The 16,359-nt window shown below is 43.7% G+C and carries 18 protein-coding genes; 1 reads left to right on the forward strand and 17 read right to left on the reverse strand.

Translation table 11 applies throughout. The features are described from left to right. Window positions 1-135 precede the first annotated feature (135 nt). From WFI24_RS16220 to WFI24_RS16280, 13 genes are all read right to left on the reverse strand, one after another. Window positions 136-816, reverse strand: coding sequence for a hypothetical protein (locus WFI24_RS16220; protein WP_336762396.1), 681 nt, complete (start codon window positions 814-816; stop codon window positions 136-138). A 42-nt stretch (window positions 817-858) separates the two neighbouring features. After that, window positions 859-1,647 carry a glucose-1-phosphate cytidylyltransferase gene (rfbF, locus tag WFI24_RS16225; protein WP_336762398.1) on the reverse strand — a complete coding sequence of 263 codons (789 nt, stop codon included), beginning with the start codon at window positions 1,645-1,647 and terminating at the stop codon, window positions 859-861. Window positions 1,648-1,852: 205 nt separating this feature from the next. After that, window positions 1,853-3,745 (reverse strand): glycosyltransferase, encoded by a 1,893-nt coding sequence (locus tag WFI24_RS16230; RefSeq protein ID WP_336762400.1) that lies wholly within the window; start codon window positions 3,743-3,745, stop codon window positions 1,853-1,855. Window positions 3,746-3,910: 165 nt separating this feature from the next. Next, window positions 3,911-4,798, reverse strand: a complete 888-nt coding sequence (gene hag, locus WFI24_RS16235) for a flagellin Hag (RefSeq protein WP_336762402.1) — start codon at window positions 4,796-4,798, stop codon at window positions 3,911-3,913. A gap of 150 nt (window positions 4,799-4,948) precedes the next feature. Further along, window positions 4,949-5,188 (reverse strand): carbon storage regulator CsrA, encoded by a 240-nt coding sequence (csrA, locus tag WFI24_RS16240; protein WP_336762404.1) that lies wholly within the window; start codon window positions 5,186-5,188, stop codon window positions 4,949-4,951. A 1-nt stretch (window position 5,189) separates the two neighbouring features. Further along, complete coding sequence (gene fliW, locus WFI24_RS16245) at window positions 5,190-5,687, reverse strand: flagellar assembly protein FliW (RefSeq protein WP_336762909.1); 498 nt, start codon at window positions 5,685-5,687, stop codon at window positions 5,190-5,192. 26 nt (window positions 5,688-5,713) lie between these two features. Then, entirely contained in the window at window positions 5,714-6,283 is a 570-nt protein-coding gene (locus tag WFI24_RS16250; protein ID WP_336762406.1) for a DUF6470 family protein, read from the reverse strand. An 18-nt stretch (window positions 6,284-6,301) separates the two neighbouring features. Next, on the reverse strand, window positions 6,302-7,222 hold the full coding sequence (flgL, locus tag WFI24_RS16255; RefSeq protein ID WP_336762408.1) for a flagellar hook-associated protein FlgL: 921 nt from the start codon (window positions 7,220-7,222) through the stop codon (window positions 6,302-6,304). A 25-nt stretch (window positions 7,223-7,247) separates the two neighbouring features. Continuing rightward, window positions 7,248-8,804 carry a flagellar hook-associated protein FlgK gene (flgK, locus tag WFI24_RS16260; protein WP_336762410.1) on the reverse strand — a complete coding sequence of 519 codons (1,557 nt, stop codon included), beginning with the start codon at window positions 8,802-8,804 and terminating at the stop codon, window positions 7,248-7,250. A gap of 19 nt (window positions 8,805-8,823) precedes the next feature. Further along, entirely contained in the window at window positions 8,824-9,327 is a 504-nt protein-coding gene (locus WFI24_RS16265; RefSeq protein WP_289390496.1) for a flagellar protein FlgN, read from the reverse strand. An 11-nt stretch (window positions 9,328-9,338) separates the two neighbouring features. Next, window positions 9,339-9,623: a flagellar biosynthesis anti-sigma factor FlgM gene (gene flgM, locus WFI24_RS16270; protein ID WP_047840678.1), complete on the reverse strand. Its 285-nt coding sequence runs from the start codon at window positions 9,621-9,623 to the stop codon at window positions 9,339-9,341. A 176-nt stretch (window positions 9,624-9,799) separates the two neighbouring features. Next, window positions 9,800-10,204 carry a TIGR03826 family flagellar region protein gene (locus tag WFI24_RS16275; protein ID WP_336762415.1) on the reverse strand — a complete coding sequence of 135 codons (405 nt, stop codon included), beginning with the start codon at window positions 10,202-10,204 and terminating at the stop codon, window positions 9,800-9,802. Between the two features lie 241 nt (window positions 10,205-10,445). After that, a complete protein-coding gene (locus WFI24_RS16280) occupies window positions 10,446-11,036 on the reverse strand; it encodes a ComF family protein (protein WP_336762417.1) in 591 nt (196 codons plus the stop codon). Here WFI24_RS16280 and WFI24_RS16285 point away from each other — a divergent pair. Then, window positions 11,016-11,345 carry a hypothetical protein gene (locus WFI24_RS16285; RefSeq protein ID WP_336762419.1) on the forward strand — a complete coding sequence of 110 codons (330 nt, stop codon included), beginning with the start codon at window positions 11,016-11,018 and terminating at the stop codon, window positions 11,343-11,345. The genes WFI24_RS16280 and WFI24_RS16285 overlap by 21 nt on opposite strands. A 64-nt stretch (window positions 11,346-11,409) precedes the next feature. On the opposite strand, the gene WFI24_RS16290 is transcribed toward WFI24_RS16285, so the two are convergent. The 4 genes from WFI24_RS16290 to WFI24_RS16305 form a co-directional block, all read right to left on the reverse strand. Continuing rightward, a complete protein-coding gene (locus WFI24_RS16290) occupies window positions 11,410-13,299 on the reverse strand; it encodes a helicase-related protein (RefSeq protein ID WP_442956231.1) in 1,890 nt (629 codons plus the stop codon). A 410-nt stretch (window positions 13,300-13,709) separates the two neighbouring features. Continuing rightward, window positions 13,710-14,087 carry a hypothetical protein gene (locus tag WFI24_RS16295; protein WP_336762423.1) on the reverse strand — a complete coding sequence of 126 codons (378 nt, stop codon included), beginning with the start codon at window positions 14,085-14,087 and terminating at the stop codon, window positions 13,710-13,712. Between the two features lie 354 nt (window positions 14,088-14,441). Beyond that, a complete protein-coding gene (locus WFI24_RS16300; protein WP_026081439.1) occupies window positions 14,442-15,164 on the reverse strand; it encodes a response regulator transcription factor in 723 nt (240 codons plus the stop codon). A 7-nt stretch (window positions 15,165-15,171) separates the two neighbouring features. Continuing rightward, window positions 15,172-16,332: a sensor histidine kinase gene (locus WFI24_RS16305; protein ID WP_017691966.1), complete on the reverse strand. Its 1,161-nt coding sequence runs from the start codon at window positions 16,330-16,332 to the stop codon at window positions 15,172-15,174. Window positions 16,333-16,359 lie beyond the last annotated feature (27 nt).

A 16,359-nucleotide genomic window follows, 5' to 3' on the forward strand; every position in this document is an offset into this window, starting at 1 on the left:
AATCATAGATCATTCCACTGGAGATGCACTCTATGAACATATACACTATTAAAATAAAAAAGGAAAAAATCGTTTGTTTATATATTGTGATCTGTACAGAGATTTGAAATTTTTCTACCTTTAAGAATCTCCAAGTCACAGTATAGGTACGTTATAATATGATTGAGCCCACGGTGTCTCACTAAATTTAATTGAATGTTTACCTGAATCTATATCGCGGTAATAAAGCGATTGATCAGTAACATCTCTATTTCTAAGAAAAGCCTGATTCCCTACGGTTACCAAATTTCCAACATTACATTTCCCTATAATTGAAGAGTTAGGTGCCAAAGTAACGCCTGTTCCCAAGATTGGGTAATGACCGTCTACAGCCCCGACAGTAGTTCCCTGAAAACAAACCAAATAATTCCCATATGTCGCTCTACCTAGTACAATGCCATTTCCATGCACAACTAAAAAAATATCAGGTAGCTCTGCATTATACATACAATGAAATCCATTTAAAACTTTATTAAGCCCAAATATTTTTGAGGATATCTCCTCATCTTCAAACGCCTTCCAAATTTCGTTAGATAAAAACCATAAAAACACCGTGTACTGATCAGCATGAAGATGAGAGAAGTAGGTTTTTTTATCACGATGATACGTAGGTAGTGAAACATGTTGAAAACAATACTCTGTACGTTCCAGTGCCCTGTTTATAGTCAATTCAAATCGCTTTTCTTTATCCAATAACCGATTATCAGGATAGAAATTATTTAGTTGTTGAACAACATATTGCTGAAGTTCATTTAAATCTAATGAAATCTCAAGCATATATTCACCGGCCTTTACCAATTACTCACAGATAAAACGACTCTACTTATCCCAGATTTTCCATGGTGCTCTCTGGCTACTCCATAGATCATCCAACATAATTTTTTCTCGAAGAGTATCCATGGGCTGCCAAAACCCTTCATGTTTGTATACATTAAGCTGTCCATCCCGAGCCAATTCCTGTAATGGTGATTGTTCTAATATTGTGCTATCAAAATTATCAATATATTTAAACACTTCGGGTTGGCAAACCATGTATCCACCATTAATCCAGCCCCCATCACCTCTAACCTTTTCGGCAAATCCAGTTACTGCATCCCCTTCTAGTTCAAGCCGTCCAAATCTGCCATCAGGTTGTACACCAGTAATTGTTGCCAACTTACCACTTTGATAATGATTTTTTATTAATTGCTCTATATCTATATCAGCCAATCCGTCACCATAAGTTAACATAAACGGTTCTTGTCCAACATAAGGCTCAATTCGTTTGATCCTGCTACCGGTCATTGTATTTAACCCAGTGTCCACCAAAGTGACTTTCCATGGTTCAACAGAATTCCGATGCACATGCACACTATTATCTAAACCAGAAGAAAAGTCGTAGGTGATCGCTTCAGACATGTGCCGATAATAATTAGCAAAATACTCTTTGATGATGTATCCTTTATATCCCAAACATATAATAAATTCATGGAAGCCGTAATAGGAGTAACTTTTCATGATATGCCATAATATTGGAGCATCACCAATTTCAATCATTGGTTTAGGCTTCAGATGAGATTCTTCACTAATCCGAGTACCTCTTCCACCCGCTAAAATCACTACTTTCATTTGCTAAAATCCCCCTTTGGCAGCAACTTGATCATAATATACTTTGTGTTTATAAATTATTTAAATCCTAAGATGAATTTATTGTTAATAGGGCTGACTATATCAGATTATTCTTAAGGTTTAAGTAATTCTTATGAGTACGAAATTTGAGGTTGTACGTTATTTTAATATCTTCAACTCTTATAATAGATATTATTTTGTGACCTCACATCTGTTCTTCATTTGTTTTCTTCACGTGCGACGCATAAGGATACCGCTTTTCCATCTCCCTCTTTATCTTCATAGTCCCTTCAACGTCTATTACTTTCTCATAGTAATTCAAGCTTCTTTCATACGAATTGTATTTAGGATCAAGTGCAAGAAGCTTAGTATAGAATAAATGCGCATCCTCGAAGTAATTATTTCTAAAACATAGATCCCCTAAAAGCCTTACAACCTCCACATTATTAGGTTGATCTTTGAAAGTAGATATAAGTAGGTCTATTGCAAGTTCATCAAAACCATAGTCGCTTATAAGCTTACTGAGTCGAAATTTTATCTCTTGTCGAGATTCAATCATTAACTCTGCCACCCATTGAAACTTATCAAAATCTTCCAAAATAATTAGATACATACATACATCAAGCAATATATTTTCTAGTTTTGTAGTTAATACGACCTTACCCGTTCGAGAAGAAACTAGGTGCTTTACGGTTACCATCTCTTTATTACTTAAATTTACTAATGAACGTATATCTTCAAGAAAGTATTCTTCCTGTAACAAAACAGACAACAACAGCAAATCTTTTCCATTTTCCTCTTCCTTATGATTAATTTGAGACCATAACAATTTGGCTTCAACATACTTTTTGCTATATATTTTGGCTGTGGCTACTACATTAGGCTGGGCGTTTATTTTGTATCTGGTCAAATAATACTCGAGTATAGGATTCCGTGCCCCATACAAATTGTTGAGTAACAACTGCAAATCATTTACATTTTCAATTACATAGATTTTTGTTAAAACATCATCAAAATCTTTAAATTTTGTTTTTAATTTAGGAAAAAGTCTCAGATATTGCTGAACACCAGGAATAAAATTATTTTTTAATTCTAATACTCTTACGACTTCTGCCAAGCTATCTTCTAAACGTCCAAGCTGCTCATAGAGTTCTGATAATCTAAGATGAGACATATAACCGCCGCTGCCTTCTGTAACGTAATATCCCTGATCTCCAAGCTCAATACATTTACGATAACAAATCTCGGAATCTCGATAATATCCGGCATTTTGATAAATAAGACCTAAAATATAGATCATCTCTGTTTCTTGTGGGAACAGATTTATAGAGTCTGTCAAAATAGAAAGAGCTTCCTCAGTTTGCTTTAACTCTGCCATGGCATATGCCAGTTTAGTTAAGAGATCTGGAAGAAATACTCTGTCCTTACTTAGAGGATATGCCTTCTTAAAATATTCTACTGATGCTTTATACTTACCAATCCCAAAATACGTTTGACCCATGTTGTATAGGTTGTAAGCATTAGGGTTTTCTTGTACTTCCAGCTCCATCAAAGGTAAATTCCTGTTGATTTTTTTCTCTTCGAGAAATACTCCATCAGCATATCCTACATGATTAATTACATTGCTGGATTTCCCACTTAAATATTTCCAATTATCTTCTATTATATTGAGGTGCTCATGCAACCTATTCTCATAAATTAAACCCAAGGATCTTTTAAAAAGCCTCACTGCTGTATGATTAAATGACATTCCTAAGCCCATTTGATTGCTTATATTGAAAGAATAATAATCACAAGAATGAAGTAAATCCTTCTCAAAATCAGCATTTTCGTCCAAATATTCATCAGCATCCAGTATAAGGATATAATCTGAAGTAGCATGTTTTATGGACTCATTTCTTGCTGCAGAAAAATCGTTTACCCATTCAAAAAAGTAAATTTTATCCGTATAATTACGAGCTATATCAAGAGTTGAATCGGTTGAACCTGTATCCACAATTATGATCTCATTAACGATATTTTGAACGCTTTCCAAGCAGCGTTCTAAAACTTTTTCTTCATTTTTAACTATCATACACAGTGCAATTGTAGGGGTCATATTATTCCTCTCATCTCTCAAAGTCTTACTATATATGTCGGTGTAAATCACACATTTTATTAGTCGTTTAGTAAATTACAAACTTGAAAATAAATACAATGTATTTAATCATAAAAAAGAGCCCCCCAGGAATTCCTGGGGGGCTCTTTCTGTAAAAATATAAGATTAACGAAGCAATTGAAGAACAGCTTGTGGCTGTTGGTTTGCTTGTGCCAACATAGCTTGGGAAGCTTGAGCCAAGATGTTGTTTTTCGTTTGGTTCATCATTTCTTTCGCCATGTCTACGTCACGAATACGGGATTCAGCAGCAGACAAGTTCTCGGAAGTAGTTCCCAAGTTGTTGATTGTGTGCTCCAAACGGTTTTGGTAAGCACCCAGTTTAGCACGCTCAGCAGATACTGTTTCAATTGCTGTGTTGATCGTTGTAATGGCAGCATCAGCAGATACTTGAGTCGAGATAGCAATACCTGAAGCAGCTGTTGCAGCTGTTGTTCCTTGTGTAGACGCACCACCACCAGCTACTCCCAAACTGAAAGCATCCATTGCCGTGATCGACAAAGTAATGTTTTGGCCTGCGTTTGCACCAATGTGGAAAGTAAGGTCAGATGCGCTTTGTACACCAGAACCAGTCTTAGCAGCACCATCCAACAATTTCTTCGTGTTGAACTCAGTTGTATTGGAGATACGAGTGATCTCTTTAGCCAACTCATCAACTTCGTTTTGAAGAGCTTCACGGTCTTTATCTGTGTTCGTATCATTGGAGGATTGAACTGCCAATTCACGCATACGTTGCAGGATGGAGTGAGTTTCGTTCAATGCACCCTCAGCTGTTTGGATCAAGGAAATGCTGTCTTGACCGTTTTTAGTAGCCATATCCAAACCGCGGATTTGACCGCGCATTTTTTCGGAGATTGCGAGACCTGCAGCATCGTCACCAGCGCGGTTAATACGCAGACCGGAAGACAACTTTTCGATAGCCTTGTTTGTGTTAGCTGTGTTTGCACCCAATTGACGGTGAGTATTCATTGCAGCAATATTGTGGTTGATAATCATTAGAAATTTCCTCCCTGAAAATAAGTTAGTTCCACATCCTTGTGGTAAACGCCGCGACATTAAGGTCGGCCGCCCTGCCGAAGCAGCGTCTAAACTATATATCGACAGGAAGTGAGAAACTGTTAATAGTAAATTGGAATATTTTTATTTTTATTTTTTTTCAATGCCCTGGAGCAACTCCATAAAAGCAGCGACACTAGGCGCATCAGGTTTTGCAGACTCTCGATTAGCCTCCTGAATAGATGCATATACCTCTTTCCGGAAGATATCAATGTGCTTGGGGGCAGAGATACCGATCCGCACTGTATCACCTTCCACTGCCAATACAGTTACCTCAATGTTATCTTGAATGATAATAGATTCTCCCTTTTTACGAGACAATACTAACATTTCAGACCCCCTCCTTCGCCGAAGTCGCTTCTTCTGTCCATATGAGATGTTTAGTCACATAACCTGATTGTTGAAGAACAACTTGTTTGCCTACCCGATGTGCAGGATTAATTATAACAGGGGCCAAGAGATTCATCGTTGATTTTGTCACATCTGAATGTATAGTGACTATGGAATAAACGGCTACATCTTCTTCGATTTTGAGTTCTTCTTTATCTTCTTCACTCAGTTCAAAACTATAATCCTGTTTAAACTCAAATGGACTGACTACCAAGAAAGACAACTCTTTCTCCGTTAATGATTGCAAGTAACTAAATGGCGTGTCTTCCCAAGGGATCAGGGCAAAACTAGTTTCGTTTTCAAAACCAGGTAGACCTCTTGGAAATTGATATGTGCTGTTTTCATCTACTTCAATTTTTCCCCATGTACTTGTCTCAATAAAAATAATAAACGCCTCCTTGGCGATGATTTTATAGAAAAAAGCTATAGCGGGTATTATAACCGTCTATAGCTCTACATTATATCTTATAATCCCATATCAATCGTAGGCGGAGTGTATTGTATAGAAGCATATTGCTGCACATAAATATCCAACTTACCACGTTGATATTCAATCTCTGGCTTGTTCACAATTACATTCATCTCGGATTCCGCTGCTTCAAAGCGAATGTCTGGTGCTTGCGTAAACACACGTACATCCACATTATCAGAGGAAGCTGCCGTGCGTGTCTCCGGGAACGGCTTAGCTTGCCAATTCATTCCTACAATAGTGGCAATGGTATTGCCTGGTTTGTGGATGGCTGCCAGATCATTCCCTTGTTGCACACGTTCAGCCATATTCTGCATGAATAATTGCTGAATACCCGAATATATGCGGGCATTCATATCGATCATATTCCCACCATGATAGGCAGAAAACGCCTTGGACTGATCCACATTCAACTCTATTGCGTGGCTTTGCACCGTTAACTTACCAGGCTTCGTATGGAGCTGCACCTCTGCCTTCGGCTGGCGAATCGACTGCTGACCAATGTCAGCATCGATATGTAATAGCGTGGGCGTTGTGTGGATTTGTACTACTGGAAGAGTACTCATTAGATGATCTCTCCTTTGTTATCTAAGAAAATCAACTAATGACTGGGATATAATTTTAGCACCAGCGGAAAGTGAAGCATTATATATATTTTCTTGAATCTTAGACTTAATTGATAGTTCTGCGTAATCTGCATCCTCCACCTTGGCTTGCAGATCCGTTAAGTTCACTTCAAGATCACTTAATCGACCTTGCATGAGTTCGACACGATTGGTTTTCGCCCCAATCTCTGCACGGATCGCAAGGATCTTGTTTGTTCGAGTATCAATGTTTGCAAGCTGATTTGACACTTCCTTTTGATCCCCACTGGCGAGAGCTTGACTAATCGTATTAAAGATTACAAATAAATTGTCAGCTTCCGTAGAATCACCAAATACTTCATTACCGGTCACGTTAATGGGTAATTGGATACTTTCACCCACGATAAAATTAATTTTACCCGTATCTGTAACAACGGAAGCAGCATTGGTTGTATCAAACGAACCGTCAGCACTGACAGGGAAATCATACGGTTTCACATCGTAGGTTTCACCATTGAATACATACTTCCCATTCAACGTGCTGTTTGAAATATCAACAAGCTGTGCTTTTAATTGCTTTACTTCTTCATTAATACTATCAAGTGCAGATTGCGGGTTAGTCCCCGTGGCTGCCTGCACTGTCAGTTCTCTCAACCGTTGAACCACGCTGCCTGCTTGATCCATAACTGTATCATTAAAATCCAACCATGATACCGCGCTATCCACATTCTTTTGATACTGTTCATTGGATGAAAGTTCTGCACGATAGCGAAGGGAGTACGTAATCCCTACCGGATCGTCAGAAGGTTTGTTGATCTTCCGTCCCGTTGCCAGTTGAGTTTGTGTACTATTCATCTGTTGTGCATTCCGGTTCAGGTTAAGAATCAATTGCGAGCTCAACATATTATTCGTAATTCTCATCGTCTTCTATGTCATTCCCCTCTTATTATCTGCCAACCATACCGGTAGAATTAATCAATTTATCAAGCAATTGGTCATATGTGGTCATAAAACGTGCAGAGGCACTATATGCATGCTGGAATTTGATCATGTTTCCCATCTCTTCATCCAAAGAAACACCACTAACCGATTGACGGCGAGTATCTACTTGTTCTACAAGGAACTCCGAATTTGATGTCTGACGTGCTGCCTCCTGAGATTGGACCCCGAGTTGTCCCACAATGGCACTAAACTGAGCACCAACCGTTGCATTACGTAAACCATCAGCAGACTTCATCGGCGTATCTTTCAGATTGGCAAGCAGATTAGCAAGTGTATTATTCCCCTTGATTACGGTCTCGGCTCCTGAGGCATCAGTAGTTGTTCTTAGAGATGTTGCAATCTTATTTGGATCTGCTAGAATCGCTGCATTCAAAGAAATATTTCCAGCTGTGATTGCTGTCCCACCACCGGATGCTGTGAAGAACGGTAGGCCTGGTGACGCAGTTCCGTCCATGCTGTATCCGAGCTGGTGCAGACCGTTCAGACCTTTAACCGTAACTTTCAGATCAGTTGCCAGTGTCCGTGCTGCACCTGTGTATGTAACACCACCCAGTACGGTATTATCTGGCAATACAGAACCTGCTGGGAGGGTAATCTCAATATCACCGTTGGCAAGCGTATTAGCTAAGTCATCCATTTGTTTCTGATAATCACTTACCAACGTGTCTCTGGACTTGATCATCCCATGGACCTCGCCGTTGGTAAGCGTGCCTGCGGTATACGCAGCATTCAGAAAAGCAGGATCTACCGCAACTTGTACCGCCCCGCCTGTGACGAGTGCCTGTCCATTCATCTGAATCTGGTATCCTTGCGGAGAATCAGTGACAGTAACATTTATAATTTTGGACAATTTGTCCGTCATCAGGTCCCGTTGGTCACGTAAATCGTTGGCATTGTCGCCAAGAGACTCGACTTTCACAATAGCACTATTAAGGTTTGCAATGTTGCCCAGATAGCCCTGAATTTCATTACCTTTCACTGCAATGTTACTATCCAAATCCTGACTGAGTGCATCCAGCTGGCGGCTGATCTGGTTCATGGCATCTGTTAGCGCCAGAGTCGTTTCTTTCACGATCCGACGTGCTGTAACGTCCTCTGGGTTTTTACTTAGATCTGACCATGATTTGTAGAAGTTATCCATAACAGTTCGAAAACCAGTGTTTGATGGTTCGTTTACAATAGCTTCAAGTTTCTCAAGTGTATCTCTCTGAATGGACCAACTCCCAAAGTTGGTGTTTTCATTGCGATACTGGTCATCCAGAAATTTCTCACGCACACGGGTAATGGAGTCGAACTCTACCCCTGTACCGAGCTGTCCTGGTGTTGTGCTATGCAGAAATGCGAACGGCTCCATTGGAATAGATGCCTGCATGTTTACCTTTTGGCGTGAGTAGCCTTCCGTGTTGGCATTGGCTATGTTATGGCCTGTTGTGCTAAGAGCTGTCGTCTGTGTGAACAAACTGCGTTTAGCCGTTTCGATTGAATGAAATGTAGATGTCACCTGGTTTCCCCCTAATTAATCAGGCACGCGTGTCAAACAGACCGATTCGCCCTGGATTACCGTTCTTATCAGCAGGATGCTGATATGTGGCATCCTGTTCTGGCCGAGAAGCAAAGATGTCCATGGATAGGTCAATAAACATCAGCGATTGCTCGATCAGCTTTTGATTCAGTTGATTAATTTCTTTTAATTCCTGCAGTGTTCCCGCCAGCTTCTTCTGGACTTCAAGCAATCGCAGTTTGTCAGCCGGATCAAAAATCAGCTTCGAGATCTCGGTGATATTCAGGTTCAGCATGGACTTGATGCCTCGCTCCTGTAGCAGTTCGTGAACTGCGCTCTGCCGCTCGATCTCCAATGGCTCCTGTTGTTTCATGAATCGAGATTCTTTGTTGAGGAGGGCAATGAGCTCATCCACATCGTTTTTGACAATGACCTGTCTCTTGACCTCGCTGAGTGCCAGCATATCGCGGTGACTTTGTTCCATTTGCTGCAAAACTGCAATCAATCTGTCCAGTGCTGCCATTACGTGATCACCTATTCCTTATCAAAAGACTTAAAATACGGCAGCAGCTTGTCAGCAAGCTTGCTACTATCTACCTGATACGTTCCCGAACTAACCTGTTCTTTCAGTTCCTGTATCCGTTGTATGCGTCCTGCATCCTGTGTACGACTTTGTTCCTCAAGCATCTTCATCGCCTCCGGAGAAATGGATACTTCGTCCTTACGGCGGCTCTTCTTGGCATCAGCCTGCTGATTGGATTCAACGTTCCTCTGATATGAATTGATGGCGCCAATCCTACTCGGTTCATTGATTTTCATTTAAACTGCACTTCCTTCCACATTAGGTTTTTACGACGATATACGTTTTTCTTACTTTATCTTTATGTTATCAAAATGATTAGGATAATAAAAAAAACCGATAATCTTTAATAAGTTTATCGGTACGTTTCAAAACATTTGTTATAGCAAAACATGTATTTGAGCCCTCGCTCCTATTAATCGCGTAGTTTGTCGACAGCATTGTAGGTTCGTCCGCCTACATTGTTGTTATCCTTCTGACCTACTTCACGAGCTGCTCCTGCCAAGTCTTTCGTCAAACGATTACGGCAAGAATCACACATATGACCTTCACGAATCAATGTACCGCATACTTCACAAGGATACATCATATTCGGGGCATTCTCGATGGAAATTCGTCCCTCACGAATGAATTTGGTAATGTTTTTAATTGAAACTTCTGTTGCATCGGATAGTTCCTGTATGTTGGTGCCCTTGTTTTCGCGCAAATAATCTACACAGATCTGATATTCCAGCTCTATTTCCTTAATACAGTTTGAACATACATCTCTAAAATTTAACGCATATAATTTACCACAGCGAGGACAATTACCTAGATTCATCGCTAAAACGCCCCTCTCAAACTTCCATTTCCGAATAGATAATAACTATACATTACCTTATTTTCTCTGATGAAGCCATAGTCTATTTGCAAAACAAAAGAGGGAACAGAATGCATATATACGAAAGCCTACTCATGGCTACTTTAGTTAAAATATCACTTCTATCTCCTCCCGTTGAACATATTACTCGTGTATCAAGAAGTGAAGCATTCCGCAAATAGACAATAAGTCCATTTGTTAATTAGGATCTCGCCAGTGTCAGTGTGTAAACCTCGACCGGAATCTCCATTGAGAAGCATCTATTTAGGATAACTCGCCCGCAAGCGTCCAAGGTGCTACCTGTTGTATATATATCATCAATCAGCAGTAACTGTATGGGTTTGGCATGTGACATGCCCATCTGTGTTGGCAGATAAGATTCCCTGCATAATTCTTCAATTAACTGCATGCCTTCCGGGTTGATGGAAAAAGCATTCTTCATCGTTTCGATACGCTCACCGCGTGATTTGAAGCTTTGTTTGGTGGTGTTGATCTGACGCTGCAACAGATCAACGATGGGTAGGCGGCAGGCGGCGGCAAGTCCTGCGGCCAGCCGCTCTGCCTGATTGAAGCCGCGCTCGGCCAGGCGCTCGCTGCTCACGGGGACATAGGTGACCGCGTCAGGCCGCCATTGCGGCTTCTTTTGTTGAGCAGGTGTGGCGGGACGAGCCACGGGGGCTGGGAGTTCTTTTGCCAAAGCAGAATTTCGTTCATCACTCATCGCTTGAAAAGCTTGAATCAACAGCGCGGTTAAGAGCTGCGCGTATCGTTCATGGCCTCTGAATTTGTACATGCCAATCCATTCTTTCATAAGAACGTTGTACTGTACGGCGCTGCGGTTGAGGATAAAAGAACGGTTTTGCAAGTGTGGACGAGCACAGTCCGGGCAACCGACTCCCCGACCACAACGCAGGCAGCGGATGGAACGAATCCATGGAATCTGCTTCACACAACGTGGGCATATGCCTGGATAGGTAGAAGACAGAATCGCTCGAGTCCCACATGTCAGACAAGTCGCTCCCGGCGGGGCGAGCAGGTGATGAAGACGCTGGGTCAGGTGTTGCGCGTGATCGGTTATGTTGCTGAGCCAGTTGAACATTAGGATGCAAACCTCCAGTCTTGGGAATGTAATGTGAAATTAGGATATAAACCTTGGTAGATGGCGATTATCTTTGGGATGTCGAATGCAGATAGCCTTTGCGACGAGCGATAGCGTTCATTTTCCGAATCTGTGCAACGGCCTTCACCTGGGAACGTGTCCGACGAGACGATGCAAAAATCACTCTACCCGCCGGATCATCCATGGAACGCCCTGCTCTACCCGCCATCTGAACCAGCGATGCCTCATCAAAGAGACTATTGTCTGCATCCAATATAAAGACATCGCTTCGCGGAATGGTCACGCCACGCTCCAGAATTGTGGTGGTTACGAGCAGACGAATCATACGTTCACGAAAGGCTGTAACTTTGCTAGCGCGATCGGGGTCCTGAGATGAAGTTCCTTCGATATGGATTGCGGGAAAGGTACGACGCATCAGGTTCACAAACGCCTCAATCTGGGCAATGCGTGTTACAAACACAAATACCTGGGCGTCACGCTGCAATGAAATTTGGATGTTAGTCTTCAAGGCAGAAGGAAGACTTCGTTTCTTAATACATTCAGCAACGGTAACCATCTTGATTAAGCGCGGGACAGGCAAAGGATGACGGTGGAAACGTACTGGAACTTTGGCATGAGTGAGTTTCCCCTGTGCTGCTTCCTTCTGGAGCCGAGCAGGCGGTGTGGCAGATAGATAAACAAAATTCCCGTCCGGTTTACAGGAGGATGCCGCCGCGTAAGCGAGCATGGGATCGTTGTGATAGGGAAAAGCATCTAGTTCGTCGATAATGACGAGATCAAATCCCTGATAAAAACGCATCAGTTGATGTGTGGTCGCGAGTGTGAGCCGAGCGTCTTTCCAGCGTTCTTCACTGCCTCCGTAAAGGGTAGCGAGTGAGGTGTCCGGGAAAGCCTTCGCCAGACGCGGAGCCAGTTCCAGCACCACGTCTCTGCGCGGCGTAGCGACCAGAGCTCGTCCGCCACGATCCAATGTATGTTGGAGCAGTGGGAAAATCATCTCGGTCTTGCCGGCCCCGGTCACGGCCCACAGCAAAAACCGCCCCGGCCCATCCCCTGCGGGTGGCCGGGCCAAAAACGCGAGCGCCGCGGCTGCTGCCGCGCTCTGCGCTGCGCTAAGCCCCCACCGGGCGAGCCCGCCACCGGTGGGGGCCAAGGCCGTGCCACGCGGTGCTTCGCCGCGTCGTGGCACGGCTCCTTGCGCTGCACTGCGTAGCAGCAGCGCACAGGCACGGCTGCGCCCCAGCGCGAGGCAAGCCTCGCAGTAGGCGCACGCCGCCAGGCCGCAGGCAGCGCAGGGCACGCGCTGCCTGGCTTCGCTGCCACAACGGTGGCAGCGGGGCGCGCTCCGCGCGCGTCCAAGCCACGCGTGCCGACGGCGCGGGGCAGACCCTTCAAGGGCGGCTGTGATGCTCAGCCGCCCGTGCAAGCGCGCGAGCTGTGCAGCCGCGCGCCACTCCCCTGGCGGATGGGCGGTATCCGCCAGCAACGCCTCCGCCTCGGCCGCCAGTAATTGGCGGCCGCTGATCTGCTCAGCCAGCAGGGCCGCGTCCCGCTCCAGCTGAGCCCAATGCCCGGCGGGATACGGCTCGGCCATCCCGCCTAACTGAATGCCACGCACAGCAGCACTCCCCGCTTTGCCCGCTGTAGCTTTCCTAGCCTCTGTTTCACCCGAGGCCAGTTCATAAACATCCAGCTTCCGCGCAAGATAACTCTGCCATTCGCGCTCGCCCCACTGATCCATGCCCCGCTCCAGCTCAAAATGTTCAACCAACCAAGATGCCTGACTTAACGGCAACGCTGTATCCAACAACAACCAGCGCAGCACATGTCGCCCACTTCCCCCTTCTAGCCACCAAGCCACATCCACTCGAACATCGAGAGACAAGATCATCCTCCACCCTTCCCGTACACGGCATACATATAAGGCAACTTTCATTTACTCTCCTCCCCCATCGCACATTTTCCGAACGCAAAAAAGCACATGCCAACCCGGCTGTTCGCCGGAGCATGTGCTTCATGTCCATATTCAATCTTCATATGATCAATCTACTTATCACTATACCAATTGATTCTCTACATCACAAGATTAGTCATGCATCATATAAATTCTTCTAATAACCAGAATCTTTCTTTAAAATTGCGAAACTTTTTCCAGTCTGCTTCGTCTATACTTTTAAATTAAGAGTTCTGACTTCGAAAATTTTTATAACCATAGATTGCATAAAAACCCATTTTTAATTTAAAAGCAGACTTGGCTACAATTACAAAAAAAGACTACAGCTTCTGCTGTAATCTTTTCACTGTAGATCTGAGAAATACTCATCCGATTTTCGTTCACACCCTGATTTATTGCTTTGGCTCACGCAAATCAATCAAGCGAAACGTGTGATCGGTCTGTGCTACCCGTTCAATATCAGCAGGGACAGCAGGCAGATAAGATGTCTCCATTCCTTGCCTTTGCATAAGCTTTTCAATAATCGTAATCGTTTCCGCTTCTGTACGATCAGCGACAACTGTTAATCTGAAGCTCTTTCCACGGTATAACAATTCCCGGCAAAGTGCTCTAACAGTGCCTTCGATCCGTCCTGCCTGATTGGAAGGGATGAGCAGGATCTGCTCGAAGCCTTCAGATTCCGGACGGGAAAGATGGCGCTGGTGCATGGCATGAACGGCCATTGCCGCCAGGAAGTATATGAGCAGAATCATAGTCAGATGAGCAACCATGGCAACTGCACCTCCTCGGAAGGTCATGCTCACCCATGGCGAACATCCCTGTATACAGCAGTATATGCTGTACTTTCTGAAGGGTTACACTTGCAACTCCTATCACTCATATTCCATTCTGATCGACACCGGACGAAGAAAGACAGGCCAGGTCATTCATTCACGCCTAAGCTTGAACATATGTTCCGCACAACTTCACACTTTGCTCATTCGCAGCGATAAAGTCCATTAACCCGCAGACCAATCCAACATTCTGGAAAGGGCGCGAGTGTACACCAATCTATACTTCATCAGGTTGAATCAACCAATGGACTGACTTCCGATAAGAATATTACTTTAAGAAAAAATAAGGTGTTAGAGCGTAACCCAACCATATTTAATCGAATTGATTACAGCTTGTGTACGATCGTCCACTTCCATCTTCTGCAGAATACTGCTGACATGGTTTTTTACCGTTTTTTCACTGATGAACAGGAATTCACCAATCATTTTGTTGCTCTTACCTTCTGCCATCAAGCGAAGTACTTCAGCCTCACGACGTGTGAGCGGGTTATTGTCGCCAGCGACAAATTTAACGCCTGCTTCCTTCGAAGCTCCTTCACTCATTGCCCCTGTTTCATTAAGATACGTCATACGACGCAGCTGCATGATCAGTTTGCCGGTTACTTTGGGATGAATAAACGCATGTCCTTCATGCACGGAACGAATCGCATTGATCAGAGACTCGGCCTCCATATCCTTCAGCAAGTACCCGTTAGCCCCTTTACGAAGCGTCTCAAATACATAACTTTCATCATCATGAATGGACAAGATAATCACTTTGACATCAGGGAACAGCTCACGCAATTTCTCCGTTGCCTCAACCCCGTTTTCGATCGGCATGTTAATATCCATCAATACGATATCAGGTTTATCCTGATTGCAGAATTCGAGCACTTGGATACCATCGCCGCACTCGCCGATGACCTCAATGTCGTCCTCCATATTTAAAATGCGTTTCAGTCCCTCACGGAACAGCTGATGATCATCAGCCAAAAGAACTTTAATTGATGCTTTACCAGTATCACGGTTTTCCATCATCCTGCTACTCCTTCCCCTTATCCACGTTTGTCGGGATATGAATTACTATTTTGGTTCCTTGATTTTCTCCGGATTCAATCTCTATTCTTCCTTCTAACAGTTCAACCCGTTCTCTCATCCCAATCAGACCGAAGTGGGTATGATCCTTGCTTTTCTTCGCAAGAAGCTCCGGTTTGAACCCAAGCCCATTGTCCTGAACGACAATTTTGACGAGCTGAGCCTGATATGTAATTTCCACTACTACATATGTGGGATAAGCATGCTTTGCAGCATTCGACAGACCTTCCTGCACGAGGCGGTAGATTGCAGCCTCCATGGCTGAAGATAAACGATGTTCCTTGCCTCTTGTTTCAAAAAGCGACCGGATTTTCGTTTTTACTTCAAAATCCTGCACGTACTTCCGAAGCGTTGGAATCAGTCCCAGATCATCCAGTGCCATAGGACGCAGATTGAAAATTACTTTTCTCATTTCTTCAAGACTGGAACGAACCTGGCCTTTCAAATCTACTATTTCGGCCTGGACCATCTTAAAATCCTGCTTAATGAGCATTCTTTCTACAATTTCCGTCCTAAGCACTAGATTGGCGAGCATCTGCGCAGGCCCGTCATGAATCTCACGAGCAATGCGTTTCCGCTCTTCTTCCTGGGCCAAAATTATTTTCAAACCAATCATTTGTCGATTTTTGGCATTTTCAATAATCCGGGTCACTTGACCCAGTTCACCCGAAAGGTACTCGAGTACAACGCCCATTTGCGAACCGATGGTCTCGGCACGCTCCACAGAAGCTTCCACATTTTTGGCACGCTTCTGCAGATCATCCCGACGGGCCTTCAGATACATTTCCTTCTCACGATAAATCATCAAATCCAGCTGCAGCTGTGTTGCTTTCTCATACGCCTGCTTGATATCATGCTCAGAATAGCGGACAAAGTCACGGCTAACCTCCGTCAGCCGGATCCGGGAACGGCGGTAGTTCAGCTCCAATTGATCTACTTTCTCGATCGTTTCCGCCGTCTCCTTCAGCACCGACTTTAACTCCTCGTTGAGTGTTTTCAGCTCATCACGAGTCGCGTCCATAATTTCGAACATTTGATATTTGCTGTTTTCCATGACTTGTATGGCGTTTTTAATGACGCGGTCTATGGCATCGGCTTGTAAATCCACGTTTGTTCGACTCCATTTCTATCGTTT

Origin of the sequence: Paenibacillus sp. USHLN196 (assembly GCF_037144955.1) — a bacterium.
Classification (GTDB): domain Bacteria; phylum Bacillota; class Bacilli; order Paenibacillales; family Paenibacillaceae; genus Paenibacillus; species Paenibacillus xylanexedens_C.

Bases quoted from the DNA above. Each gene is read 5' to 3' on its own strand.
- WFI24_RS16275 (WP_336762415.1), bottom strand. From the start codon at position 10,204: ATGAATCTAGGTAATTGTCCTCGCTGTGGTAAATTATATGCGTTAAAT.
- WFI24_RS16280 (WP_336762417.1), bottom strand. From the start codon at position 11,036: ATGTACAAATTCAGAGGCCATGAACGATACGCGCAGCTCTTAACCGCG.
- WFI24_RS16230 (WP_336762400.1), bottom strand. From the start codon at position 3,745: ATGACCCCTACAATTGCACTGTGTATGATAGTTAAAAATGAAGAAAAA.
- WFI24_RS16265 (WP_289390496.1), bottom strand. From the start codon at position 9,327: ATGGCAGCACTGGACAGATTGATTGCAGTTTTGCAGCAAATGGAACAA.
- rfbF (WP_336762398.1), bottom strand. From the start codon at position 1,647: ATGAAAGTAGTGATTTTAGCGGGTGGAAGAGGTACTCGGATTAGTGAA.
- csrA (WP_336762404.1), bottom strand. From the start codon at position 5,188: ATGTTAGTATTGTCTCGTAAAAAGGGAGAATCTATTATCATTCAAGAT.
- WFI24_RS16250 (WP_336762406.1), bottom strand. From the start codon at position 6,283: ATGAGTACTCTTCCAGTAGTACAAATCCACACAACGCCCACGCTATTA.
- hag (WP_336762402.1), bottom strand. From the start codon at position 4,798: ATGATTATCAACCACAATATTGCTGCAATGAATACTCACCGTCAATTG.
- WFI24_RS16295 (WP_336762423.1), bottom strand. From the start codon at position 14,087: ATGGTTGCTCATCTGACTATGATTCTGCTCATATACTTCCTGGCGGCA.
- flgM (WP_047840678.1), bottom strand. From the start codon at position 9,623: ATGAAAATCAATGAACCGAGTAGGATTGGCGCCATCAATTCATATCAG.
- WFI24_RS16290 (WP_442956231.1), bottom strand. From the start codon at position 13,299: ATGAAAGTTGCCTTATATGTATGCCGTGTACGGGAAGGGTGGAGGATG.
- WFI24_RS16285 (WP_336762419.1), top strand. From the start codon at position 11,016: ATGGCCTCTGAATTTGTACATGCCAATCCATTCTTTCATAAGAACGTT.
- flgL (WP_336762408.1), bottom strand. From the start codon at position 7,222: ATGAGAATTACGAATAATATGTTGAGCTCGCAATTGATTCTTAACCTG.
- WFI24_RS16220 (WP_336762396.1), bottom strand. From the start codon at position 816: ATGCTTGAGATTTCATTAGATTTAAATGAACTTCAGCAATATGTTGTT.
- WFI24_RS16300 (WP_026081439.1), bottom strand. From the start codon at position 15,164: ATGGAAAACCGTGATACTGGTAAAGCATCAATTAAAGTTCTTTTGGCT.